Origin of the sequence: Pyxidicoccus xibeiensis (assembly GCF_024198175.1) — a bacterium.
Classification (GTDB): domain Bacteria; phylum Myxococcota; class Myxococcia; order Myxococcales; family Myxococcaceae; genus Myxococcus; species Myxococcus xibeiensis.
This window is the reverse complement of sequence record NZ_JAJVKV010000022.1, coordinates 1-24,540: the sequence shown is the minus strand read 5'-3', so window position 1 is coordinate 24,540 and position 24,540 is coordinate 1. Positions and strand designations below refer to the sequence as shown.

General features: G+C 71.7%; 20 protein-coding genes. 9 read left to right on the top strand and 11 right to left on the bottom strand.

Translation table 11 applies throughout. The features are described from left to right. Nucleotides 1-20: 20 nt before the first annotated feature. Entirely contained in the window at nucleotides 21-1,319 is a 1,299-nt protein-coding gene (locus LXT23_RS45755) for a carboxylate--amine ligase (RefSeq protein ID WP_253986838.1), read from the bottom strand. 186 nt (nucleotides 1,320-1,505) lie between these two features. Beyond that, nucleotides 1,506-2,324, bottom strand: coding sequence for a methylase (locus LXT23_RS45750; protein ID WP_253986837.1), 819 nt, complete (start codon nucleotides 2,322-2,324; stop codon nucleotides 1,506-1,508). 104 nt (nucleotides 2,325-2,428) lie between these two features. Here LXT23_RS45750 and LXT23_RS45745 point away from each other — a divergent pair, with 104 nt between their 5' ends. Further along, nucleotides 2,429-3,439 carry a hypothetical protein gene (locus LXT23_RS45745; protein ID WP_253986836.1) on the top strand — a complete coding sequence of 337 codons (1,011 nt, stop codon included), beginning with the start codon at nucleotides 2,429-2,431 and terminating at the stop codon, nucleotides 3,437-3,439. Between the two features lie 18 nt (nucleotides 3,440-3,457). Here LXT23_RS45745 and LXT23_RS45740 read toward each other — a convergent pair whose 3' ends face one another. Beyond that, the gene (locus LXT23_RS45740) at nucleotides 3,458-4,996 is read right to left on the bottom strand and encodes an MBL fold metallo-hydrolase (protein WP_253986835.1); all 1,539 of its coding nucleotides are present in this window, start codon (nucleotides 4,994-4,996) and stop codon (nucleotides 3,458-3,460) included. A 133-nt stretch (nucleotides 4,997-5,129) separates the two neighbouring features. On the opposite strand from LXT23_RS45740, the gene LXT23_RS45735 reads away from it, so the two are divergent. The 3 genes from LXT23_RS45735 to thrS all read left to right on the top strand — a co-directional run bounded on the left by LXT23_RS45735 (nucleotide 5,130) and on the right by thrS (nucleotide 9,053). After that, complete coding sequence (locus LXT23_RS45735; RefSeq protein ID WP_253986834.1) at nucleotides 5,130-6,995, top strand: OPT/YSL family transporter; 1,866 nt, start codon at nucleotides 5,130-5,132, stop codon at nucleotides 6,993-6,995. Nucleotides 6,996-7,238: 243 nt separating this feature from the next. Continuing rightward, nucleotides 7,239-7,481: a hypothetical protein gene (locus LXT23_RS45730; RefSeq protein ID WP_253986833.1), complete on the top strand. Its 243-nt coding sequence runs from the start codon at nucleotides 7,239-7,241 to the stop codon at nucleotides 7,479-7,481. A gap of 369 nt (nucleotides 7,482-7,850) precedes the next feature. Continuing rightward, nucleotides 7,851-9,053: a threonine--tRNA ligase gene (gene thrS, locus LXT23_RS45725; protein WP_253986832.1), complete on the top strand. Its 1,203-nt coding sequence runs from the start codon at nucleotides 7,851-7,853 to the stop codon at nucleotides 9,051-9,053. Nucleotides 9,054-9,239: 186 nt separating this feature from the next. Here the strand turns inward: thrS and LXT23_RS45720 are convergent, their stop codons facing one another. Next, nucleotides 9,240-9,641, bottom strand: coding sequence for a CBS domain-containing protein (locus tag LXT23_RS45720; RefSeq protein WP_253986831.1), 402 nt, complete (start codon nucleotides 9,639-9,641; stop codon nucleotides 9,240-9,242). Nucleotides 9,642-9,842: 201 nt separating this feature from the next. On the opposite strand from LXT23_RS45720, the gene msrB reads away from it, so the two are divergent. Further along, a complete protein-coding gene (gene msrB / locus LXT23_RS45715) occupies nucleotides 9,843-10,265 on the top strand; it encodes a peptide-methionine (R)-S-oxide reductase MsrB (RefSeq protein WP_253986830.1) in 423 nt (140 codons plus the stop codon). Between the two features lie 50 nt (nucleotides 10,266-10,315). On the opposite strand, the gene purL is transcribed toward msrB, so the two are convergent. From purL to LXT23_RS45695, 4 genes are all read right to left on the bottom strand, one after another. Continuing rightward, a complete protein-coding gene (gene purL / locus LXT23_RS45710) occupies nucleotides 10,316-14,224 on the bottom strand; it encodes a phosphoribosylformylglycinamidine synthase (protein WP_253986829.1) in 3,909 nt (1,302 codons plus the stop codon). A gap of 248 nt (nucleotides 14,225-14,472) precedes the next feature. Next, the gene (locus tag LXT23_RS45705; protein WP_253986828.1) at nucleotides 14,473-15,669 is read right to left on the bottom strand and encodes an NAD-dependent epimerase/dehydratase family protein; all 1,197 of its coding nucleotides are present in this window, start codon (nucleotides 15,667-15,669) and stop codon (nucleotides 14,473-14,475) included. A gap of 82 nt (nucleotides 15,670-15,751) precedes the next feature. Next, the gene (locus LXT23_RS45700; RefSeq protein ID WP_253986827.1) at nucleotides 15,752-17,047 is read right to left on the bottom strand and encodes a phospholipase C/P1 nuclease family protein; all 1,296 of its coding nucleotides are present in this window, start codon (nucleotides 17,045-17,047) and stop codon (nucleotides 15,752-15,754) included. Between the two features lie 111 nt (nucleotides 17,048-17,158). Next, complete coding sequence (locus LXT23_RS45695; protein WP_253986826.1) at nucleotides 17,159-18,550, bottom strand: DUF2079 domain-containing protein; 1,392 nt, start codon at nucleotides 18,548-18,550, stop codon at nucleotides 17,159-17,161. A 245-nt stretch (nucleotides 18,551-18,795) separates the two neighbouring features. Here LXT23_RS45695 and LXT23_RS45690 point away from each other — a divergent pair, with 245 nt between their 5' ends. After that, nucleotides 18,796-19,239 (top strand): hypothetical protein, encoded by a 444-nt coding sequence (locus LXT23_RS45690; RefSeq protein ID WP_253986825.1) that lies wholly within the window; start codon nucleotides 18,796-18,798, stop codon nucleotides 19,237-19,239. A 54-nt stretch (nucleotides 19,240-19,293) separates the two neighbouring features. Here the strand turns inward: LXT23_RS45690 and LXT23_RS45685 are convergent, their stop codons facing one another. Beyond that, nucleotides 19,294-19,956: an NlpC/P60 family protein gene (locus LXT23_RS45685; protein ID WP_253986824.1), complete on the bottom strand. Its 663-nt coding sequence runs from the start codon at nucleotides 19,954-19,956 to the stop codon at nucleotides 19,294-19,296. A gap of 553 nt (nucleotides 19,957-20,509) precedes the next feature. Between LXT23_RS45685 and LXT23_RS45680 the strand changes: the two genes are divergently transcribed. Both LXT23_RS45680 and LXT23_RS45675 read left to right on the top strand, forming a co-directional pair. Continuing rightward, nucleotides 20,510-21,070 (top strand): DUF2378 family protein, encoded by a 561-nt coding sequence (locus tag LXT23_RS45680; RefSeq protein WP_253986823.1) that lies wholly within the window; start codon nucleotides 20,510-20,512, stop codon nucleotides 21,068-21,070. An 18-nt stretch (nucleotides 21,071-21,088) separates the two neighbouring features. Continuing rightward, nucleotides 21,089-22,183 carry a hypothetical protein gene (locus LXT23_RS45675; protein ID WP_253986822.1) on the top strand — a complete coding sequence of 365 codons (1,095 nt, stop codon included), beginning with the start codon at nucleotides 21,089-21,091 and terminating at the stop codon, nucleotides 22,181-22,183. 3 nt (nucleotides 22,184-22,186) lie between these two features. Here LXT23_RS45675 and LXT23_RS45670 read toward each other — a convergent pair whose 3' ends face one another. After that, nucleotides 22,187-23,038, bottom strand: coding sequence for a hypothetical protein (locus LXT23_RS45670; RefSeq protein WP_253986821.1), 852 nt, complete (start codon nucleotides 23,036-23,038; stop codon nucleotides 22,187-22,189). 241 nt (nucleotides 23,039-23,279) lie between these two features. Then, entirely contained in the window at nucleotides 23,280-23,717 is a 438-nt protein-coding gene (locus LXT23_RS45665) for a DUF2383 domain-containing protein (RefSeq protein WP_253986820.1), read from the bottom strand. A 519-nt stretch (nucleotides 23,718-24,236) separates the two neighbouring features. Between LXT23_RS45665 and LXT23_RS45660 the strand changes: the two genes are divergently transcribed. Then, a partial coding sequence (locus LXT23_RS45660; protein ID WP_253986819.1) for a hypothetical protein occupies nucleotides 24,237-24,540 on the top strand: 304 nt, incomplete at its 3' end.

Here is a 24,540-nt window from a genome sequence, read left to right as displayed (position 1 = left end):
GGGCCGCCCGGCCGCGGCCCTCAGCGGTTGAGCACCATGGAGCGCACGAAGGCGCGCGGGTGGCGGGCGGAGAAGTAGAGAATCTGCGCCAGCTCCACGGCGGTGGGCACCAGGTCATCCGAGTCGATGAGCGGGTCCACCGAGCTTTGCCGGTGCGACTCCAGCCAGCGCCGCCACTGGCGCGCCTCGTCCACCGGGAGCGCGCCCGACAGCCGCTGGAGGTTGAGCAGCATCTCCAGGGCGATGCGGTTGCAGAACACCTCGCCGCGGCCCTGCCACTCACGCGCCGCCTTCACCTCGCGCAAGAGCGCGTCCCTGTCTCCCAGCGCCGCGTGGTACGCCAGCAGCGGCAGGGGCAGGCCCCGGGCGATGTCGAAGCCCATCTGCCCGTAGTAGCGGGGGTTGAAGTCGATGAGGAGGAAGTCGTCCTTCGTCTGGATGAACTCCACCTCGAAGACGCCGTGGTAGCCCAGCCGCTGGCACAGCCGCCGCAGGCCCTGGGCCAAATCGTCACGCACGGGGGCGGACTCGAAGCACACGCCCACGCCCAGGCGCCTGGGGCGCTGCAGCACCTTCATGGCGCCGCGCACCTCGAACAGCTCGCCCGTCTCGTCCACGAAGCCGGACAGGCTGTAGATGCCCTGGGCCGCCTCCGGGTGGAACTCCTGCACCATGGGGCGCGTCACCGCCGGGTCGAAGCGCACCAGCATGCTCGCGTAGCCGTCGCGCGAGAAGGCGCGGTACTCCTCGGCCAGCTGGGACGGCTCGGCCACCGGGTGGCCCTTGCGGTGGGTGGAGTAGAGAATCTGCGTGGTGGGCTTGATGAGGACGGGGAAGCGCGCCTCGCGCGACACCCGGTCCAGGTCCGCCTCGGACTCGGGGAACCAGGTGCGCGGCAGCCGCAGCCCCACCTCCTGGCCCACCTCGAAGAGCTTGCGCTTGTTGAGCAGCCCGTAGACGGCGTCCACCCCCGGGTCATAGAGGTGGAAGGACTCCGCCAGCGCGTCGCGGTGGACGGAGACGAGCCACGCCAGCTCGTCGCTCGTCGGGTAGAGCACGTGCTGCATCGGCTCGCGCCGGCCGAAGTCGAGCAGCCACTCGACGAACTCCTCGGCCCGGGACTCGGGTGGACACTGGACGCGGCGGCCCACGAAGCGGGACCAGCTCGCGGGGCCGATGCGGGTGGGGTCCGCCACCGTGACGTCGATGCCGTTGCGCCCGAAGCAGCGCGCGGCCGCGAGCGTGCCGTAGAAGCCCGCCGAGAAGAGCAGCACGGACGGCCGACCCTCCACGCGCGCCCGGGGTGCCTGCTCCACCATGGCTTCCTCTTCCTCCTCTGCTGCGTGGGCGTCCGCGACGCCGTCGGATGAATGCGGCGCAGGATAGCCGCCCGCCCCCCACTTTTCGCCTCCCGTCTTCACCTCGACTTCTCGGAGCGTGGGAAGCACGGGAGCGCGGCACACCCACCGCCCGCCTGCCTGTCAGGTGTACCGGGCCACCCCTTCTCAGACGCTGACGCCCCCCGGGGGACGCCACAGGAGGAAGCCCTGGTCCCAGAGCCAGGGGTCGTCCTCGAGGCCCTCCGTCCGGGTCGCCAGGCGCAGAGCGGCCTCGCGGAAGGCGTCGGGCGGTGCGTCATGGCCCCTGGCGCGGGCCTCCCGCCAGGCCTCGACCCACTCGGAGAAGAAGGCCTGGATGGGCTCTCCGGGGCGGACGCGGCGGCGCAAATCCCGGGGCAGCCAGTCGCGGAAGAGCAGCGGCGCGAAGCCCTGGGTGAAGTCGGTGTGGAAGAGCAGCGCCTCGCGCACGGGTGGCGCGTCCACCGGCCCGGGCCCCCGACGCAGCAGGTGCGCGGTGAGGACGGAACCCGTCGGGTCCGCGCTGCCCTCCACCAGCAGGCCGCCCGGCAGCAGGTAGCGGGCCAGCGTCTGGTGGACCTCGGGCACGCGCTCGGGCGGGCCCTGGCGCAGCAGGTTCATGGCGCGCACCACGCGTGCGGGTTCGTCCGCCCCCAGCGGCAGCTCGAAGCCGCCCTGGCGGAAGTGCGTGTGGGCATCGGCATGGGCCCCGGCGGCGCGGGCGCGCTCGGCGTCCAGCTCCACGCCGATGACGGGGAGGCCCGGGTGGAGGGCCCGGAAGGCCTCGGCGCTCTCCAGCGTCGTCCAGGGGTGCTCGCCGAAGCCCACGTCGACGAAGGCGGCGCGGGCCCACGGGCCGTCCTGGCGGGTGAGCAGCTCGCGCTCGCGGTGGCACAGGTACGCGTCGAGTGCGCGCAGCCGGCCGCGCGAGGTCCGCCCCCGCGTCTTCGTGTCCAGCGACGACATGGCCGGGTGCTCATCGGCGAGTGGCGTCCAGTCGTCAAGCATCGGCGGGTGGCGGCAGCCCCGGATTCCCTCCAGTGGACACGGGCCGGTAGGCTGCGGGCACCGTGGACTCCTCCCCCGCCGCCCCCACCTGTCTCCGCTGTCATGCCCCGCGCGCCCCGGCTCCGGAGTGCCCCCGGTGCGGCATCATCTACGCCAAGGCAGAGGCCCGGGCCGCCCGGCAGGCGATGCAGGCACTGGCACCGGCACCGGCACCGGCCGAGGCGGCGGTCGTGGAGCCGGAGACGCAGCCCCTCATCGACCCCGCGTGGCTGGCGCCTCCGCCGGAGCTGCGCTCGGACGTGCTGCCCGAGCGGACGCCGGACGTGAATGGAGACGCCGAGGAGGCGCTCTTCGAGCTGAAGCTGCGCACGTGGGTGCTGCCCGCGTCGCTGCTGGTGGCCTACCTGAGCGTGTCGAGCGCCTTCGGGTTCGTGGTGCGGCTGTTCACCATGCCGCTCCACGAGCTGGGCCATGCCCTCACCGCGTGGTTCTGTGGTTTCAGCGCGGTCCCCACGCTGTGGAAGACGCTGGTCTTCGAGCGCTCGTACGGGCTCGCCGCGCTGGCGGCCGCGGGGCTGGGCGCGCTGGCGTGGCAGGGGTGGAAGCGCAAGCGCCTGGGGTGGGTGGCAGCGGGCGGAGGGCTGCTGTTCCTCCAGCTCATCGGGACCCTGCTCCTGTCCCATCGCACGGGGCAGATGCTCATCTCCTTCGGCGGCGACGCGGGGATGATGGTGCTGGGCACCGGGCTGATGACGACCTTCTATTCGCGCCCGGGCAGCTACATGCACGAGCACGGCCTGCGCTGGGGCTTCGTCGTCATCGGCGCCATGAGCTTCATGGACGGCTTCAACACGTGGTGGAAGGCGAAGCGGGACATGGCGGACATCCCCTTCGGCCAGAACGAGGGCGTGGGGCTGAGCGACGCGAGCACGCTGGTGGACCGCTACGGCTGGGACGAGCGGGACCTCATCCGCCGCTACCTGGTGCTGGGCACGCTGTGCCTCATCTTCCTCGCCGTCCTCTACACCGCGCAGCTGCTGCGCGGCCGGGCCCGCCTGCTCGAGAAGGCGTGAGCCGCGCTCCGGGCCTCATCAGCCCACCGAGCCGAACGGCCACACGAAGCCGGGGGAGCGCACCACCTCCGGCTTCTTCCGTCCCAGCCACCGCAGGGCCTCACCGGGCCGCAGCAGCAGCGCCTGGGGCCCGTGCCCCACGTCCTTCCGCACCTCGGCCAGCCGCTCCGGGTACGGGTCCGCGTCGGGGTTCTCGTCCAGCTGGCTCGCGCCGCTGACGGGCTGGCCCGGGTAGCCGGCGTACCGGGGCCCCATGCCCTCGCGCCAGTACCAGGGCGCCCCGCCATCCGCGCACGGCACCACGTAGCGCGCGCCCAGCAGCTCGCCGTAGCGCAGCGCCTCCTCCGGCCCGGCCATGAGCTGCTGCGGCTTCGTCAGCGCGGCGCGCGGCACGTTGACGAGGAAGGCGTCGAGCGTGGTGAAGCCGAAGAAGATGGGCGCCAGCCGGAAGCCGCGCACGCCGCAGAAGAGCACGTCCACCGGGCCCTCCTCCCGCAGCGCCCGCCGGCACACCGCGTCCATGTCCCCGCGCACGTCATGCCCCGAGTCCGCGAAGAAGGCCGAGGAGAACCCCGGCGCGCGCACCAGCCACGCGTTGCCCTCGTTGAAGAGGTCCGGGTACGGGCCCTTCTCGTCGGTGGGCTGCTCGCCATGGAAGGGCAGCGCGCGCACGGTGACGTCGCCCACCTGCCGGGACTCGCCCCAGCGCAGCGGCTCCACGCGCGTGAAGCCGAGCTGCGAAAGCCGCAGCGCGCAGTCGGTGGAGAACAGGCTCTCACGCGCCACCGCCGGCACGAAGATGCGCGTGTCGCGCGGCAGCGGCAGCAGCGAGCCCAGGTGGAAGTGGTCCCCGTGCGAGTGGGTAATCACCACCGCGTCCACCCGTCCCACGTCGCGAGGCTGCATGGGCTGGTAGACCGGAGCGTCCGCCACGCCCGCCGGCCGGAAGTACGGGTCCACCAGGACGCGCGCCTCGCGCCCTGCCACCAGCACGGTGTTGTGGCCCACGAAGAGCGCCCCCGGCGAGGGCACCTCCACCGGCCCGTCATGCCGCACGAGCCAGCCCGCCTGCCCCAGGTCCGCCAGCAGCCCCGCCACCACGGGCCCGGCGGACAGCGCGCGCAGCTCCGAGCGGGTGGCGCCCCGGGCGAGCGTGGCGAAGAGGTCCGCCACCGCCGGCCACTCGGACGCGCGCACGGGCACGTCCAGGCCCAGCTCCTCCTGGCGCAGGTGCAGCACGCGCGGGCGGTGGCGCGTGGCGTCGGGGAAGAGCACGTCACGGCGCAGCACCCGCCGGCCGAGCCGGCGCCGGCCGTCCTCGCACAGCGCGGCGTAGCGAGGCGTCTCCTCCAGCCAGCGCACCAGGGCGTCCGCCTCGCGCAGCGTGCCCTCGCGGCCCAGCGAGGCGATGTGCCGCTTGAGGGGCAGGTGGGCGCGGCGCACGGGGCGCGCGGTGGGGCCCTGGATGCTGCAGCCCAGGTCCTCGTGGTGGTCGGCTTCGGTCCGGGCCGAGGCGAGCACGGCCAGGCTGACGCCGCGGTGCAGGGTGAGTCGCATGGGCGGCGGATGTTAATGCCGCGCCGCGTGACAGGGGGCAGGCAGACGGAAGAATCGCGCGGGCGCTTCCCGGGCCCTACCCGACGGCGTGGGTTGTGACAGCCAGGGGGAAGGCCGGTACCCTTCGGCGCGCATGGCACACCCCGCCCCTTCCCTGCCCCCGTCCCCCACGCCCACTCCGGGGGCTTCCGCCTCCGAGCTCGTCCAGCCGCGCTTCGGCTGGCTGCCTCCGGTGGGAACGTGGAAGTACCACCTGCTGCTGAGCGCGGTGGCGCTCTTCGTCCTCGGCCCGCTGGGCGGCATCTCCGCTTCGTACATGAACTTCAGCGTCGGCTTCTTCGTGGGTGGGCAGGTGCTGGCGGGCATCCTCGGCAGCGCCGTCACCTACGGCTACGGGGCGGAGGGCAAGCACGGCGCCAACTACATGCAGACGATGGCGGCCTCGGTGGCGTCGCTGTGCGCCATGTCCGTGCTCATCCAGGCCATGGTGTGGCTGGGCATGGAGATGCCGCCCGCGTGGCACCTGATGCTCTTCGTGGGCTGCGTGGGCATGTTCGCGGTGGGCGTGGGCATGCTCTACACGCCCCTGCTGGTGGACAAGCTGCAGCTGGACTACCCGTCGGGCCTGGCGGTCGCCAACATCCTGCGCGCCCTCACGGACAAGCGCCTCCTCAAGGTCTCCATCTCCAAGCTCGGCGGCGGCACGCTGCTGGGCGCGGTGGTGGCCTGGACGACGGAGAAGGTGCAGTGGGTGGCGCAGCTCGGCACCAGCGCCGCCACGCTGGGCGCGGGCATGATTGTGGGCAGCCGCATCACCGTGCCCGCGGTGGTGATGGCCGTCTTCGGCGCGGCGCTGACGCCGTACTTGCGTGAGATTGGCTGGATGGGGCCCAACGACCCGTTCCGCAAGATTGGCTTCCTGCTGGGTCTGGCGATGATTTGCGGCGCGGCGGCGGTGGACCTCTCGCTGCTGGCAGTGCAGGCCGCGAAGCGCATCAGCGCGCGGTCCACGGTGCAGGCCGGCGCCGAGGAGGAGGCCTGGAAGAAGGTCAACATGACCCGGCTGGTAGCCTGGGTGGTGGTGTGGGGCGCGGCGACGGTGCTGGTGGGGACGCTGGTGCTGGGTCAGCCGCTGGGCTGGCTCGTGTTCGGCCTCGCGCTGGCGCTGCTGTTCGTGCTCATCAACGGCATCTCCTACGGAATCACCGACCAGAACCCCATCTCCAGCGCGTTCGTCATCTCGGTGATGTTGATGTCGCTGATGGGGCTGACCAACCCGCTGGTGGGGCTGATGGCGGCCACCATCCTGCTCATCTCCACGTCGGTGGGCTGTGACATGCAGCAGGACCGCTCCACCGGCTGGCGGCTGGGGACCAACCGCGTCATCCAGTTCCGCTACCAGGTGCTGGGCGTCGTCATGGGCGCGCTGCTGTGCGTGGGGCTCGCGCGCGTCTTCATGGCCGCGTACCCGGCGCTGACCATCAACCAGCTCGACAACCCCAAGGCCGAGGTGGGCCAGTGGGGCTCCGCCATGACGTTCAAGCTGGTGGGCGCCATCCGCGGGCTGGGCTCGCTGTCGGACTCCACGGTGAAGCTGCTGCTCATCGGCCTGGCCGTCGGCTTCGTCATCCAGGCGCTGCGCAAGGTGGTGAAGGCGAACGAGGGCTACCAGAACTACGTGAAGAGCTCGCGCACGGGTTTCGCGGTGGGCTGGGCGATGGACTCGCTGGTGCTGGCCAGCCCCTACGCCTCGTCCTTCGGCGGCTTCGTGGCCTTCCCGGTGGCGCTGTGGTTCGGCGCGGGCGGCGTGGTGGCGTCGCTGTTCAACACGGCGGCGCAGCGCGGCCAGAAGTCGCACAGCGCGGGCAGTCCGGGTGAGGGTGAGGCCCTGCCCGAGGACATGAGCAGCATGTCTCTCGTTGGCGGCGGCCTCATCGCCGGTGAGTCCCTCTTCTTCCTCATCGCCGGGATGATTGGCCTGGTGTCGCTGCTGGCGTGAGGGCAGACCGCACGGGGACAGCTCGGAGAGACGGGAGAGACTGGGGTACATTGAGCAGTCTCACTCCCTTGTCCGAGGTGTCCCATGAAGCGCTCTCTCGTCGTGATGGCGGCGTTCGTCGGTCTCTCCCTCTTTGGATGCGGGGGTGAACCCCTCAGCGCCGAGCCGGTTTCCGAAGCGGGGGAGCCCGCGACGGTCTCCCAGTTCGGGACCTGTACGGCGGCCTGTGCTGGAGGACAGTCGGTGTCCTGCACGGGCGCCACCTGCTCCTCGACTGACTACCAGGGCGTGACGTGCGACGGCGCCTTCACCGCCTGTCCCTCGACCACCTCGTGCAGCGGTCTTCCGCTGTGCAGCAGCCTCGAGAACCGTACCTGCCTCAACCTGGGTGCGACGCAGTCCTGCTGCAGACGGAACCGCACCGACATCCTCGTCTGCTCCCCCACGGGAGGCTCGGGTACGGAGGGCAAGTGGCTCTATTACTGAGGAGCCGGCGCGCGCGAGCGCGTCAACTCCGGGAGCCGTCGCGAAGTGCCCGCGCGACGTCACAGGCACGGCGGACCTGACAGCCGCCGCGCCCCGCCTTCTCCGTGCACATGGAAGCAACCCTGCCCGGAAGGTCGACTTGACTTTCCGTGCACAGGCTTGCACCTTGTTCACCGTGAGCTTCGTCATCAACACCACCACGCACACCACCACGACTCGCTTCGGCGGGCGTGGAGCGGTGCGCGTCGCGTGGTGAGCTGACGAACGCACGGTTCCCTGCCCCGCCTTCACCGGCCGGGGCAACCGTGCGCTCGCTCAGCGCTCCGTCCGGAATGGCTTTTCACCTCTTCCGAACACGGAGACGAAGCAATGCTCGACGAACATGACCACCGCGCGCTGGGCCAGCGTCTGGACCTCTTCCACCTGCAGGAGGAGGCGCCCGGCATGGTGTTCTGGCACCCCCGCGGCTTCAGGCTGTACCAGCTGCTGGAGGAGCAGGTCCGCCAGCGGATGCGGCGCGAGGGCTACCTCGAAGTCCGTACGCCCCAAATCTACGCGCAGCCCCTCTGGGAGCGCAGCGGCCACTGGGAGAACTTCCGGGAGAACATGTTCCTGGTGGACGACGGCGGCCGGCAGCTCGCGGTGAAGCCGGTGAGCTGCCCGGGCCACATCGAGCTCGTGCAGCGGATGGCGCCCAGCTACCGGGACCTGCCCCTGCGGCTGTGCGAGTTCGGCCTGGTGCACCGCAGCGAGCCGGGCGGCGCGTTGCACGGCCTGTTCCGGCTGCGCCAGTTCACGCAGGACGACGGCCACATCTTCTGTGCCGAGGAGCAGGTGCAGGAAGAGGTGGTCCGCTTCGCGCAGTCGCTGCGCGAGTTCTACGCGAGCTTCGGCTTCGACGCGGTGCAGGTGGCCTTCTCCAGCCGTCCGCCAGTCCGCGCGGGCGCCGACGACGTCTGGGACAAGGCCGAGTCCTGGCTGCTGTCCGCGGCGAAGGAGGCGGGACTCGACTGCCTGATGCAGCCGGGCCAGGGCGCGTTCTACGGGCCGAAGCTGGAGTTCGTGCTCAAAGACAGGCTGGGCCGCGAGTGGCAGTGCGGGACGATTCAGCTCGACCTGGTGCTGCCGGAGCGCTTCGACCTGCGCTACGTGGACGCCTCGGGTGCGAAGGTGCGTCCGGTGATGCTTCACCGCGCGCTGCTGGGCAGCCTGGAGCGCTTCATCGGCGTGCTGCTGGAGCACCACGGCGGCGCGCTGCCGGCGTGGCTGGCACCGGAGCAGGTGGTGGTGGCGTCGGTGGGTGAGGCGGCCCAGGAGTACGCGCAGCGCTTCGCGGCGAAGCTGCGCGAGGCGGGCTGTCGGGCGAGCGCGGACGTGCGGAGCGAGTCGCTGTCCCGGAGGATTGTCGACGCGCACGGCGCCGGAGTGCCGTGGCTGGTGGTGGTGGGAGCCCGCGAGGTGGAGGCCGGCGCCGTCCGGCTGCGCCAGCGGGACGGCGCCCAGCGCGACCTGCCGTGGGACGAGGCGGTGGCGGAGCTGGTCGCCGCGTGCCGCCGGGCCTCGGACGCCTGAGTCGGGGCTGAGACGGCCCGCTCCCTGTCACGAGGAGCGGGCCGTCGGCCTTCAGGGCAGCGCGCAGAGGCCAGGGCGCGACGTCATCCGCGGACGGGAAGTCCCATCGGCCCGTGCAGCAGAAGCATCCAGGACTGGAGGCCCCCGCCCGCACGGAGGGCAGGCGGGCAGGAGTGAGGGTGGGTGCTAACCCTGTCCCGGGGTGGCGTGGAGCACGGTCTCCGGAACGGTGGCCAGGTCATCCCAGCTGAGGATGCCCACGGGTCGCCGCTCCGAGTCGACGACGACGAGGCGGCGCACCATCTGGTCCTCCATCAGCTTCTCGGCGGCATCGAGCGTGGCATCCGGCTCGCAGGTGACGACGTTGGGAGTCATGGCCTCGCGGACGAGGGTGGAGTTGGGGTCCTGGCCCATGGCGGTGCAGCGCACGGTGATGTCCCGGTCGGTGAGCATGCCCACGAGCTTCCCGCCGTCCATGACAGGGAGTGACCCGATGTTGCAGGTACGCATCCTCAGAGCCGCGGTGCGTACGGCCTCGCCGGCCTCGATGGTCTCCAGGTTCTTGGTCATCAGCTCGCCAATGCGCATCTGTCCCTCCTCGGGTGGATGTCTCGTCACCTTACGTGGGAGTGATGCGCGTCAGGGGTTTTAAGAAGCCCCAGGCTGCAAGGAGAGCCGGACAGTGGACAGGGGGGTGCACTTCCGGCTGCCCTCCAGGCGCGACGTCCGGGCAGGATGCGCATCTGAGAGACACTCGGCCCTTCGAGGGCCTGAAAGGAGCATGAAGCCATGGTGGACAAGCTCACCCTCAGCGACGACGAGTGGCGCAAGCGCCTGAGCCCCGAGGAGTACGACGTGCTGCGCAAGCACGGCACGGAGCGTCCGGGCACGGGCTGTTTCCTGGGGACGAAGACGCCGGGCACGTACGTGTGTGCGGGCTGCGGCAACCCGCTGTTCAAGGCGGGGACGAAGTTCGAGTCGGGCACGGGGTGGCCGTCCTTCACGCAGCCGCTGACGGCGGACTCCCTGACGGAAATCCAGGACCGCTCGTACGGCATGGTGCGTACGGAGGTGCGCTGCGCGCGCTGTGACGGGCACCTGGGCCACGTCTTCCCGGACGGCCCGCCGCCCACGGGGCTGCGCTACTGCATGAACTCGGTGGCGATGAAGCACGTGCCGGAGGGGCAGCCCCTGGAGCTGGTGAAGGCGTAGCCACGACCTCCGGAGGGTGGGCGGGCCTCACGTGAGGGGCCGCCCCCGCCCTACCCCAGCCACGCCCGCGCATTCCGGAAGATGCGCATCCACGGCCCGTCATCGCCCCACTCGCGAGGCCGCCACGAGTGCTGCACGGAGCGGTGCACGCGCTCCGGGTGCGGCATCGAAATCGTGAAGCGCCCGTCCCGGGACGTCACACCGGCAATGCCAAACGGCGAGCCATTCGGATTCGCGGGGTACTTCTCCGCCACGCGCCCATGGTTGTCCACGAACCGCGTGGTGACGAACCCCAACCCGTTGACGCGAGCCGCCTCCTCCGAGCTGACGAACTCCGCCCGCCCCTCGCCGTGCGACGCGACGATGAGCATCCGGCTGCCGGCCATGCCCCGGTAGAACAGGGACGGCGTCTCCGCCACCTCCACCGTGACGAGCCGCGCCTCGAACTGCTCGGAGGCATTGCGGACGAAGCGAGGGAAGTGCTCGGCCCCCGGAATCAGGTCCTTCAGCTGCGCCATCATCTGGCAGCCGTTGCACGCCCCCAGGCCGAAGCTGTCCGGCCGCGCGAAGAACGCGGCGAACTCATCCCGGGCCCGCGGGTTGAACAGGATGGACTTCGCCCACCCACCACCGGCCCCCAGCACGTCGCCGTACGAGAAGCCGCCGCACGCCAGCACGCCCTGGAAGTCCTTCAGCGACACGCGCCCGGCGAGCAGGTCGCTCATGTGCACGTCCACCGCGCTGAAGCCCGCGCGGGTGAAGGCCGCCGCCATCTCCTGCTGGCTGTTGACGCCCTGCTCGCGCAGCACGGCCACGCGAGGCTTCGCGCCCTTGCCGATGAACGGCGCGGCCACGTCCCGGGTCGGGTCGAACGTGAGCACCGGAGACAGCCCCGGGTCCGCCGCGTCGCACCTGGCGGCGTACTCCTGCTCGGCGCACACGGGGTTGTCTCGCAGCAGCTGCATCTCGTAGCTGACGCGGGACCAGGTGCGGCGCAGGGCCATGGTGTCCTCGGCCAGCAGGACGCCACCGGCGTGCCGCACGCGGACCTGGAGCACGGCCTGGGGCCGGCCCAGCTCATGGCAGTGCGTCGCCAGGCCGTGCTGTCCCAGCACCTCGCGCACGCGTGCCACGTCGGCGGCGCGCACCTGCACCACCGCGCCCAGCTCCTCGTTGAACAGGGCCGCCACGGCGTCGGAGCCCAGCGCGGACACGTCCACGTCCAGGCCGCAGTGGCCCGCGAAGGCCATCTCGCACAGCGTGGCCCACAGGCCGCCGTCGGAGCGGTCGTGGTAGGCCAGCAGCCGCCCTTCCACGTTGAGGGCCTGCACCGCCGCGAAGAAGCCGCGCAGCAGCGCGGGGTCCTCCACGTCGGGGCACTCGGGGCCCACCTGCCCGTGGACATGCGCCGCCACGGAGCCGCCCAGCCGCTGCTTCCCGCGCGCCAGGTCGATGAACAGGAGCCGCGAGTCCTCCGCCACGTCCACCAGTTGCGGCGTCAGCGACTGGCGCACATCCAGCACGGGCGCGAAGGCGGAGATGATGAGCGACACCGGAGCCGTCACGGCCTTGCGCGCCCCGCGCTCCTCCCAGACGGTGCGCATGGACATGGAGTCCTTGCCCACGGGGATGGTGAGACCCAGGGCCGGGCACAGCTCCATGCCCACGGCCTGCACGGCGGCGAAGAGGTTGGCGTCCTCACCGGGGCTGCCGGCGGCGGCCATCCAGTTGGCGGACAGCTTCACGTCGGACAGCTTGCCGATGCGGGCGGCGGCGATGTTGGTGACGGCCTCGCCCACGGCCATGCGCGCGGAGGCGGCGGCGTCGACGATGGCCAGCGGCGTGCGCTCGCCCATGGCCATGGCCTCGCCGGTGTCGCTCGTCACGGTGGACAGCGTCACCGCGCAGTCGGCCACGGGGACCTGCCACGGGCCCACCATCTGGTCGCGGCTGACGAGCCCGCCCACGGTGCGGTCGCCGATGGTGATGAGGAAGGACTTGTCCGCCACCGTCGGGTGGCCCAGCACGCGCTCGGCCAGGTCCTTCAGCGGGACGTCCAGCTTCAGCGGCGGCAGCGCCAGCGGGCGGGACTTCACGTCGCGGTGCATGCGCGGCGGCTTGCCGAACAGCACGTCCATCGGCAGGTCGATGGGCGCGTTGCCGAACTGCGAGTCCCCCAGCGTCAGCACCTGCTCGGAGGTGGCGTCACCCAGCACGGCGAAGGGGGCGCGCTCGCGCTCGCACAGGGCGGAGAAGCGGGCCAGGTCCTCGGGAGCCACGCCCAGGACGTAGCGCTCCTGCGCCTCGTTGCACCAGATTTCCACCGGCGCCATGCCGGGCTCCGCGTTGGGCACCGCGCGCAGCTCCAGGCGGCCTCCCAGCTCGTTGTCGTGCGCCAGCTCGGGCACGGCGTTGGAGAGGCCGCCCGCGCCCACGTCGTGGATGGAGCGGATGGGGTTGGCGTCGCCCATGGCCCAGCAGCGGTCGATGACCTCCTGGCAGCGCCGCTCCATCTCCGCGTTGTCGCGCTGCACGGAGGCGAAGTCGAGGTCGGCCGCGCTCGCGCCCTGCGCCATGGAGGACGCGGCGCCGCCGCCCAGGCCGATGAGCATGGCGGGCCCGCCCAGGACGATGAGCTTGTCGCCCGCCTGGAGGCGGCCCTTCTGCACGTGCGGCGCGCGGATGTTGCCCAGGCCGCCGGCAATCATGATGGGCTTGTGGTAGCCGCGGACCTCCACGCCCTCCGGCGTGGGCACCTGCGCCTCGAAGCTGCGGAAGTAGCCGGCGAGGTTGGGGCGGCCGAACTCGTTGTTGAAGGCGGCGCCGCCCAGCGGGCCATCAATCATGATGTCGAGCGCGGAGACGATGCGGTCCGGCTTGCCGTAGGGCTGCTCCCACGGGCGCTCGAAGCCGGGGATGCGCAGGTGGCTGACGGTGAAGCCGGTGAGGCCCGCCTTGGGCTTGGCGCCGCGGCCGGTGGCACCCTCGTCGCGAATCTCTCCGCCCGCGCCGGTGGCGGCGCCCGGGTACGGCGAAATCGCCGTCGGGTGGTTGTGCGTCTCGACCTTGATCATGATGTGCGCGGGCTCACGCACGGCGCCCCACTCGCCCGTGGTCGGGTCGGGGAAGAAGCGGTCCACCTCGAAGCCCTCGATGACGGCGGCGTTGTCCTTGTAGGCGGACAGCACGCCTTCCTTGTTCAGGGCGTAGGTGTTCTTGATGGCCTGGAAGAGCGAGCGCTCCTGGGGCTTCCCGTCGATGGCCCAGGTCGCGTTGAAGATTTTGTGCCGGCAGTGCTCGCTGTTGGCCTGCGCGAACATCATCAGCTCGACGTCGGACGGGTTGCGCTTCAGCTCGGTGAAGCGGGCCACCAGGTAGTCGATTTCGTCGTCGGCCAGGGCGAGGCCCAGGTCGCGGTTGGCGCTGGCCAGGGCAGCGCGGCCTCCACCGAGCACGTCCACGGTGGTGAGGGGCCGGGGCGTGTGCGCCTCGAAGAGGACGGCGGCGTCCTCCAGGCGCGGCAGCACGGCCTGCGTCATCCGGTCATGGAGCACCGGCGCGAGCCGCGCCAGCTCGGCGGGCTCCAGCGCGCGGCCGCCGGGGCCGGCGACGAAGAACGCGGTGCCGCGCTCCATGCGGCGCACCTTCGCGCCCAGGCCGCAGTTGTGGGCGATGTCGGTGGCCTTGGAGGACCAGGGAGAAATCGTGCCCGGGCGGGGGACGACCAGCAACAGGCTGCCTGCCCGCTCTCCGGCCGCGACGCGGGGGCCGTACTCGAGGAGGCGGCCGAGCATGGCCTGCTCCTCCTCGGGGAGGAAGGCCGGGACGTCGATGAAGTGCACGAACTCCGCGTAGACGGACGACGCGGAGGGCACCTGCTCGCGGCACCGGGCGAGGAGCTTGGTGAGCCGGAATTCGGAGAGGGCCGGGGCCCCACGCAGGATGTGCATGCTGGACATGGGAATGGGTGGCTCTGGGTAACAGCCGGGGCGTCCTTATCACTGTGCGTCGGGGCAGCGAGTGAAGAGTTGACGCCGGGTCGCCTGCCGCACGGGCGGTCAGGAGCCACGGTAGGAGCCGCCCGCACGTCGGAGCCTTCGAGGCGCTCGCGACAGCCCGGAAAGCGCTGCGAGCGGACTCAGCGCCGCCCGACATGAAGCTCCCGGCCGGCCCACGGAGTCACCCACCGTGGGCCCCGCCGCTCAACTCACCCGCCCTTGCCAGCAGCCGCCGGAGCCGGAGTGGCTGGAGCCGTCCCGCCGGCCTGCGCCTTGGCCCACTGCCCCAGCAGCTCCGTCTCACGCTCCGGAGGCAGGCCCGCGCGCAGCTTGCTCCGGCGCTCCTCGGGCAGGCCCTTGAAGTACGCCAGGGTGTCGCGGACGGTGACGTCCACCGGGCGGAACTTCAGCCCGGCCTTCACGGCCTTGGCGTTGCTGCGCAGGTGCGTGCCGGCGCTGGTGCCCGCGGGCGGCATGTAGATGGGGAGGCGGACATCGCCCGTCTCGCCCTGCTTCTCCAGCCAGTCCGCCGGCACCCACGTCACCTTCGTGTCCTTGCCCGACACCTTCCGGCACGTGTCCAGCATGGCGCCCATCGTCCACGCGTGCCCCGGCCCCACGGCGTTGAAGACGCCATTCGTGTTGCCCTCGATGAGCAGCACCAGCCACTCGGCCAGGTCGCGCACGTCGATGATCTGCAGCGGGTCGTTGGGCGTGCCGGGGGCCAGCATCTCGCCGCCGCGGTCGAAGCGCACCGGCCAGTACGTGAAGCGGTCCGAGCGGTCCTCGGGGCCGACGATGTACCCGGGCCGGACGTTGGCGGTGCGTCCGGGGAAGGAGGCCTCGGCGGCCTCCTCGCACAGGCGCTTGAGCGCGCCATAGAACTCGTAGTCCTTCCCCATGGTCTCCAGCGTGGGGTCGGCCATCTTCGCGGTGGGGCCGCTCTCGTCCTCGTGGGGCGTCTTGTCGCTGGCGTACGCGGAGACGCTGGAGATGAAGAGGTACTGCTTCACGTTGGGCGCGAGCAGCTCGGCGGAGGCGCGGACGATGCGCGGGTAGTAGCCGGACGTGTCGACGACGGCGTCGAACTTGCGGCCCTTCAGCGCCTTGAGGCCCTCACCCTTGTCCGGGTCCCTGTCCCCGCGCAGCTTCTCCACGTTGGGGAACAGCTCCGGGCGCGTCTTGCCCCGGTTGAAGAGGGTCAGCGAGTGGCCGCGGGCCTGCGCGGCCTGCACCACGGCGGGGCCGAGGAAGCCGGTGCCCCCGAGGATGAGGATCTTCTTCTTCGCCCCCTTCTTCGGCGCCGCGCCCTTGCCACCGGAGGCGGCCAGCGCGTCGGGGCCGAGCGCGAGCAGCGAGGCGCCCGCGAGGGAGTACTGCAGGAACTTCCTGCGAGACGAGGACATGTGTGGCAGCTCCAGGGGGACACGGAGCACTCGGGGGGGAGCAGGCACGGAACCCCGCGCCCCGGATTCCATTCCCGAGCCGTCACCGGTCGCCCAGCGCCACCCCGACTCCCACGGTGAAGGAGACGCCATGTCCCCAGGCCGCGCCAGGTGGGCGCAGCCCCTGGTAGAGCACCTCGGTGCTGGCGACGAAGGGGCCGCCCAGGGACGCATGGGCGCGCAGCCCCACCGGGACGCCGACGCGGCTGCCGCCCTCCCAGGAGACGAGCCCCACGCCCAGCGAGGCGCGCAGGTCCACGCCCACCGAGTACCCCGGCCGCCACGCCCACAGGGGTGGAGACTGCACGGCCAGCGCCCACCCGCCCCGGGGCCGCATGGGCCCGCTTCCCACCCCTCGCGTCCAGTCCACGGACAGCCCCAGGGCGTGGGGCAGCGGGAGCGCGGCGCGCAGGCCCGCCACGGGCGCCGAGCCCCGGGCATCGCGATTCACGCCGCCCAGCAACTGGAGCGACAGCTCGGGAGGAGGCCGGAAGCCGCGCAGCGCCAGGCCCGGCGCGCCGGGGGCGGAGACCTCGGCGAAGCGCTGCGCCGCCCACGTGAGGAACGCGCGCGTATACGCCACCGCCGCGGCCGCGCGGGCATCCATGAACGCGGAGGCCACCGCCGCGTCGACACGGCGCGAGCGGCCCTGCCAGCGCACCTCGGCCAGCCCGAACGAGTTGCCCACGGGGCCGTACGCCCCGAAGGCGCCGGGCGAGCGCGAGTCGGGCTCGGCCCAGAAGGCGCTCCATGGAATGAACGTTCCTTCCACCGTCGTGAGCGCCTGGGAGCGCACCACCTCCAGCGTCTCGCGAGCGAGCGCGTGGTGGGCCTCCACGCCGGAGAGCGGCGCCACCTCGCGCGGGGGCAGCCGCGTCAGCGCGCCGCCGAGGCCCTGGCCCTCGAAGCGGTCGGTGAAGCTGTGATTCACGGGGACCACGTGGGGTGGCGACGCCATGTCCTCCAGGTGGTGCGCCAGGTGGCCCGCGCGGTCCCACGCGCGCGTCATGTCGCCATGGCGGGCGGCCTCCAGCGCCTCGTCCCACAAGTCCCGCACGCGCGAGTCCGAGCCCTGGCGAAGCACCGAGTCGAGCCGTCCCTCCGGCCGGTAGAAGTGGTGCCAGCCGGTCCACTTCACGTGGAGGTTGAGGTCCTCGGCGGTGGCGCCGTGCAGCACCGCCTCCCGGTGCTCCGCCAGCCCGGGCGCCGCGCCCGAGGAGACCGCCGCGTCGACCGCGGCTGCGGTGAGGGCACGGTGGTCCTCGACGGAGAAGGCGGCCGCGCCCGAGGGGAGCCCCAGGACCAGGAACAGCACACAGGCGAGCAGGGTCCGCGTCACACAGCGCATCGTAGAGGCGGGGAACGCCTGGCGGCGAATCTCCGTTCCACGGGCCCTCCGCTCGCGCCCTCGCCCGCCCCCTTGCCGGGGCGCAACGCCCCTCCCCTTCGCTCAGTGCGCGGTGGTGAAGCGGCCCTTCGCGAGGAAGATGTGCGCATCGTCGATGATGACCTCGGTGCCCTCCTGCGCGCGCCACACGGAGATGAGCTCGGCGATGCGCTCGGGGGGCACGGGCTGGATGTTGCCCAGGGGCGGCTTCTCCACCAGCACGTAGTCGTAGACGAGGGTGTTCTCGGGCTGGGGCCCGCCGATGGTGTAGAGCTCGTCGCGGGTGGCCAGGGGCGTGACGAGGTTGCCGCCCAGCAGGGCCCGGCCCTCGCGGTGGGTGAGCAGGTAGTCCACGCCGCGCTGCACGCCGGCCAGCCGCTCCGGGTTGCCGGGGCACATCTGCGGATACGTGGACGGTGACGCGAACGTGAGCCGCAGCTGCTTGATGTTGGACTCGTTGGTGGTGACGAGCAGCACGCCGGTGGTGACGAGCACCCACGCGGGAATCCGGCGGCGCGCGAAGAAGATGGGCAGCAGGCCCATCACCGCGGCGGTGACGAGCGGCGCGCCGTACTGGTGCCGCCACGCCATGCCGAGGAAGCGGATGCCCAGCATGGGCAGCAGCACCAGCATCCACCGCCAGTCGGGCTTGAGCCGCTCGCGCCAGGCCCAGATGGACAGCGGGAGGAACAGCAGCATCAGCGTGCCGATGCGCGACAGCTGGCGCGGCGAGAAGCGGTCCAGGAGGAACGGGACGGGCCCCTCGGCCAGGCCGCGCCGCAGCCGCTCGTTGTAGTCGATGGTCGGGCCCATCCAGTAGGGCCGCCACACGTTGACCAGGCCGAGCCACGCCACCGACAGCACCAGCACGCCCACGGCGAGCCGGCGGTCTCCGCGCAGCCACAGGGCGACGGCGAGCATGATGCCGGCGAAGGGGAACTCCTCCTTGCAGGCGAACAGCAGCACCAGCGACACCAGCAGCAGCCCGTTCTTCCGCAGGTGCCACGCCACGCCGAGCAGCACCCACGGCAGCATGGACCAGGTGGTGGGGTGCACCGGGAACATGATGGCGTCGAGCGCGCTGGGGCCCAGCAGCAGCACCGCGCACAGCAGCGCCGTGGCGCGGCGGTCCAGGCGTCCCTTGACGTGCAGCCACAGCAGCGGGGCCATGGAGAGCAGCACGAAGAGGGCCTCGGCCACGAGCGCGGCCCACATGGGCGACAGCACCGACACCAGCGGCCTGGCCAGCCACAGGATGGGGTCGAAGTGGTCGTTGAAGATCTTGACCTGCCGGGCGCTGAGCCACGGGTTCGGGTCATCGAACGACAGGCGCGCCAGGGCCTGGACGTAGATGCCCAGGTCGTAGTGCGAAAAGCAGCCATGCAGGCTCTGCAGCCACATGGGGGGCACCACGAAGACGCCCCAGATGAGGAACGGCAGGGCGAGTCCGAGCACGCCGACCCAGCGATGCGCGGGTCCGGCTTCAGGTTCAGCGGCGGGTGACGTCATGAGTCCAGGGATGGGAGGCGGCGGCGGACACCACCACGCCCCCCGGGGCCACGGCAAGCCCGGGCGACCCGGCGCGTCAATCCCACTCTCACACGTTTGGCATGATTGGCTGTAAATTCAAGCTAAGTAGACATTAACCGGAACGCGGGGACTCACTCCAGAGCGCCCCTTCCTCCGGAGAGGAGCTGTCCATGAGCACGTTCATGCGAGCGATGGCGGTGTTGGGCGCGAGCCTGGCGATGGCGGCCTGTGGTGGAGACCTGGCGTCGGAGGAGCCGCTGGCGCCCGAGGCGGCGGCGCTGGCGCAGACGGAGGCGGAGCTGGGAGCCTGCACCGCCTGGTCCGAGTGGACGGCCACCGGCTATTACTACTGCCTCACCCACCTCAACTGCGGCGGCACGTGGCAGTGCATTCCCGAGCTGCGGAACGGAGGCGATACCACGAGCCTGCAGGGCCAGGACGGGGAGCCGGACGAGTTCATCCCCGAGTGCCCCCCCGGGACCGTGCTCACCCGGGTGCTCAACCCGAGCCGGACCGACGAGCAGATGAGCTACCGCGTGTGCTTCAACGAGGCCGGCACCTACACGCATACGGAGCGCCAGTACCGGAACTTCACCGCCGCCTGCGGCTGCTGAGCCGCCGTGCCTCCGCGGCCCGCGGGGTTCGCACTCCGTGGGCCGTGGTGGAAGTCACCGCCCGCCATCCGGCACACCGGCCGTGGGGCTCTGCATGGGCGGGTGACGGCGGCAGCGGGCGGGCCGCGGCTCCGCCTCCATCCGGGTGACGATGAGCCCCGAGTAGGTGTCCGCGTGCGCGGCGAGGTATGCGACGAGGTCCACCTCCACGACCTCCCCGGCGAAGTGGTCACCGACAATCCACCGGCCGCCTCCGCTGTAGAGCCCCGTGTGCCAGACCCAGACGGGCCGGCCCTGGAGCTCGCCGATGGAGGGCTCGGCGGGGTTGGGCGAGAAGCCCACCAGCCACAGCACGTCACCGGCGCGCAGCCGCGACACGTCGAGCGCGGACGAGGCCACGGGCGCCATGCCGGGCACGGCGGCGCCCAGCTCACCGGACGGCACCGAGACGGTGGGCAGCACCGAGAAGGACTTCCAGCCGCACCGCCCCACCCGCTCTGCGGCGTAGAACAGGACGCCCTGGCAGTCGATGCCCTCGCCCGGCTGGCGCAGCCGGCCGCCGAGGAGGTACGGCACCCCGAGCACCTCGCGAGCCGCGGCCACGAAGCGCTCGGGCAGCGGAGCCCGCGAGCCACGGCGAGTTCCCTCCTGCGCGCCCGCCGCGCCTCCGAGGAGGACGCCGCCCAGAAGGACTCCGAGAACCGTGCTCCGTCGCATGACGGCATCCTCGCGCATCCCGACCTCGACGGCACCCGGAGTCCCGAGCGGGTACACTCCCGGCCCTCACCACGCCGGCCCTGAAGTTCCAGGGCGGCGCAATCACCTGCTCCGCTCAGCCCTGATGCGAAGGGAGCCTTGCTACGACCGTCAAGGGACGTGGCACGCCCAGATGCCATTGGACAGGCACGTGCAGGGGTACTGATACCCTTCGTAGCAACAGGAGGTCGTTCTGCCAGGCCGGCACGACTGACCGTTCACGCCCGCGCACTCCTGCAGAGTGCTGCTGCAGAACCCCACCATGGCGCTGTGCGTGTCCTCCGCCTCAGCTGGAGGCGCCTCTGGAGGTGCCTCCACTCCACCGCATGCCGCGAGCCCGAAGGTGAACAGCAACGCCGCGAGGGTACGTCGCATGAGTGCCTCCTGTACCGGTGAAGCCCCAGGATAGCCACCGGCGCCACGAGGCGTCCATGGACAGACGGAGGGTGCCTCTGGGAAGAATGCGCGCCGGCCGGGCACACCCCACCCCGGCCTTCCTGGGGGGACCTGTCACATGAGCGACGAGCGCGTCATCTTCGGCAACACGGTGGACAGCCTGTATGGCAGGACGCTGGATGGCGACCTGACGCCGGAGCTCAAGGCCCGGCTGAAGGCGCTGGGCCTGGACCTGGACGCGCCGCTGCAAGCGGCCTACCCGCACGCCGTCTGGGTGCGCTGCCTGGACGAGACGGGCCGCACCTTGCACCCGGACGTGCCGCTGGACGAGGCACGCAGGCGGCTCGCCCGGCGGATGATTGAGGGCTACGCGCAGACGCTGATGGGCGCTTCGGTGCTCGCCATGGCCCGCGTTCTCGGCACCATGCGCTCGCTGGGGCGGATGACGCACAACTTCCGCAGCGGCAACAACTTCACGGAGACGCGGCTCGAGGTCGTCAGCCCCAACGCCGCGGACCTCTGGTTCAACGAGCCCGAGGCCACCGAGGGCTTCGTGGAGGGTGTGCTGGAGGAAGGCCTCCAGCGCATCGGCGTGAAGGGGCTCGTCATCACCCGCACCCGCCAGGGCCCCGACTCCTGCACCTACCGCGTCCAGTGGGACGACACCGCCGCGAGCTGAACTCCCAGAGAGCCCACCATGCCCCGCCTCCTCGACACCCTCCCCCAGCTCTACCGCGAGCTGCTCCCCGACTTCTTCCGCCAGGACGTCCCGGACGAGACGAAGGCCACCTGCTCGGCCTGCGCCATGTGCCGGGAGAACGTCCCCAACGCGGTGGAGTCCGTGGACGGGGTGAATCGCTTCTTCCGGCCGGACACCAAGTGCTGCACGTACTCGCCGCGCCTGCCCAACTACCTCGTGGGCGCGCTCCTGTCGGACGACCGCCCGGAGCTGGCGGAGGGGCGGCGGCGCATGGAGGAGAAGCTGGCCAGCCGCGTGGGCGTGACGCCGCAGTGGGTGCGGCCGCCGGCGAAGTTCCACTTCCTCTACAAGAACGGGCACCAGTTCTTCGGCCGGACGGCGTCGCTGCGCTGCCCGTACTTCGCGGTGGACAGCGGCGGCTGCACCATCTGGCCGTACCGCGAGGCGGTCTGCTCCACCTTCTTCTGCAAGTACGTGGCGGGCGCGGACGGGCGCAAGTTCTACATGTCGATGAAGACGTACCTCACGCTGGCGGAAATCCAGCTCTCGCGGTGGACGGCGCTCCAGCTGCTCCCCGACTACATCCTGTCCGGGAAGGACCGCGCGGAGACGCAGGCCGCGCCGCTCAGCGTGGAGGCCCTGGACGACACCGCGCCGCCCGCCAGGGCCTACGCCGAGCTGTGGAAGGAGTACGTGGGCCGCGAGGCCGACTACTACCGCGCCTGCTACCGCCTGGTGCGGGAGCTGCCTCCGGACGGGCTGGAGAAGCTGCTGGGCCTGGACGGCACCATCGAGCTGAAGACGCTGGAGAAGCTGCACGACACCGCCGTGTCGCCGAAGCTGCCGCGCACCCTCAAGCTCAACCCGGACGCCACCGTGCAGTGGCTGCCGGACGGCGGCGTGGCGCTGGGGGCGTACAGCGAGTTCGACGCCCTGGCGCTCCCGGGCGAGGCGTACGGCCTGCTGGTGGAGTTCACCGGCCGCGAGCCCGTGGAGGCGGTGCGCCAGCACCTGCGCGAGCACAAGCAGGCGGACCTTTCAGAGGACGTGCTGCTGGAGCTGTACCGGCACCGCGTGCTCGTGGAGGCGTGAGCGCTACGGCTGGCCCGACAGCGCGCCCAGCTCACGCAGCAGGCGGACGGCGGCGTGGGCCTGGCGCCAGGGGAAGACGGTGCTGGCGAGGTGCTCGGCCAGCCAGGTGACGAAGCCCGGGTCCCCCGCGTTGAGCCACGCGGCGGACTCGCCCAGCTCCGCCTCCGCGGCCTCCCACGCGCGGCGGTAGGCGCTGGCGGCGGCCATCACCTCGGACACCGCGTGGGTGAAGGCATCCACCGCGGCGCGCAGCTCCAGCGGCGCGCCCGGCTCGCCCGCGCGAGACTCGCGCAGCCGGCCCACGTGGACCAGGAGGCCCTGCTCCAGCGCGGCGGCGGTGCCTAGCCGGGCCTGCGCCCCGCGCAGCAGCAACTGCAGGTCCTCGCCCAGCTCGCGCAGCAGCTCCTCGTGGGAGCGGGCCACGGGGCGGCCCAGGCGCGTGCAGACGGCCTGCCACAGGTTGCTGTAGCCCAGCAGCTCCGCGACGCTCCGGCGCACGTGCGGGGGGATGCGGTCCAGGAAGTCGAGCGCGCGGAGGCGGGCCGCGCTCGCCAGGGTGCCCGCGTCGGCGCCGGCCTTGGTGAGCTGAAGCACGCGCCAGGCCCACTGGAGGGCGGTATCGGTGGAGCGGAACAGCGCCTCGCAGCCCGCGCTCAGCGTGCCCGCGTGGCTGGCGTCCATCAGCGCGCCGGAGGCCACGGCCCGGGGAGCCTCCGTCCGGGGCGCGGCCACGGGCTCGGGCGTGGAGGGCTCGGACGACTCGGCGGGCTCGACGGGCTCGGCGACACGGTCGTCCGCGCGCCGATCACTCCCGGAGCCCGAATCGCGTCCCGATGAACCGCCGTCCAGCCACATTCCACGCCTCCTGGAGCCTCATTGGCAGGCTCCTGGTATCGCATGCCGCTCCTACAACCTCCAGACCCCCTACCCCACCGGGAGGGCGGCGCTGGCGGGTCATCCCGGAGCGGTGCCGGGCTCCGACGTGGGAGCCGGCGTGGCATTCAATGGCGGACCCCGGGAGCGGCCACGCCCCCCCCAGGCCTGGCTGGCTGCCGGGGGGGCGGGCGCTCGGGCCCGACCTGACGGGTCGTCCCGCTCAGTGCAGGGTGCGCTTGAGGCGGCTCATCCGCTCGTGGGTGCGCTTCTGGGCGGGCAGCAGCTCCGTCTTCACGAAGCGGCGGGCCTCGCCGTGGACCTGGTCCGCGTCACGCTGGTAGTCGTTGAGCCCGTGGTCCTCGCCTTCTTCCAGGGCCAGGATGGCGGTCTTCTCACCCAGCAGGTCGGCGCCCCCCTGGACCAGCTTCGAGAACGTGCCCCACACGCCCGAGCTCTCCGCGGGCTCGCCCCCGAGCTTCCGGATGCGCTCGCGCAGCTCCCCCACGCGGTGCTCGTGGTCGTGCTGGCACTCCTCCAGCGTCCCACGCAGCCGGTCGTCTGAAACATGCCCGAGCGCCTGGCGATACGTCTCCACGGCGGAGATCTCCCCGCGGAGGAAGGAATTCAGTGTCTCGATATCGCTACCGGTCTGCGCCATGGACGGCCTCCTTCGAGAGGATTGCTGAGCGCAAAGGTGGTGCTCCGCCCTCTGCCATCCAGGGCCGCCCTCTCGCCCGTCCCCCCTCCTGGGGCACCTGGAGCGTCGGTCTCCCGGCCGTGTCGTCGAGCGTGCTTCACCAGGGGGGAGAACACCCCGGACCGGATTTCAGTGTCAGCACGATTTTGGACAATGCCCCGGAAGATGGGATTCTGGAGACCGCATGTCCGGCACCTTTGAAACCACGAGCAACCATCCGCGAAGCCTGTATCGCCGGTGTCAAACAAGCGGCTCGCGCGGGATGAAAGCCCGCTGCTGAGCGCACGCTGAGCAAGACCTGCGGGTGGCATGGCCACCTGCTGCTGTAGCGAGGGGGCGAGTGACCGCATGTCCAGGCGGACTCAACAACCCCGTCAAGTTCCTTCACCATGGCCCGCCCCGCGCTGCTGACGCGCTGGGCTGGCAGCTCTCATGCCCCTCGGGCCCTGCGGCTCGCGGCGGGGCTTCTGGAGTGTGTGTATGAGTGGCGGCAAGAAGAACCTCGACAAGCTGACCCCGAAGCAGCGCGCGCTCTACGAGCTGCTGCTCAAGGAGAAGAAGGGGCAGCTGCAGGAGGCCTCCACGAAGGCCGTCGAGCGCACCATCCCGAAGCGCCAGGGCCCGGGCCCTGCGCCAGCGTCCTTCCCTCAGCAGCGACTGTGGGTGGTGGACCAGCTCGAGGGTGGGCGGGCGTTCGCCTACAACGTGCACATCACGGTGCAGTTCACCGGCGTGCTGGACATCGCGCTGCTGGAGCGGTGCGTGAATGGCGTGGTGCGCCGGC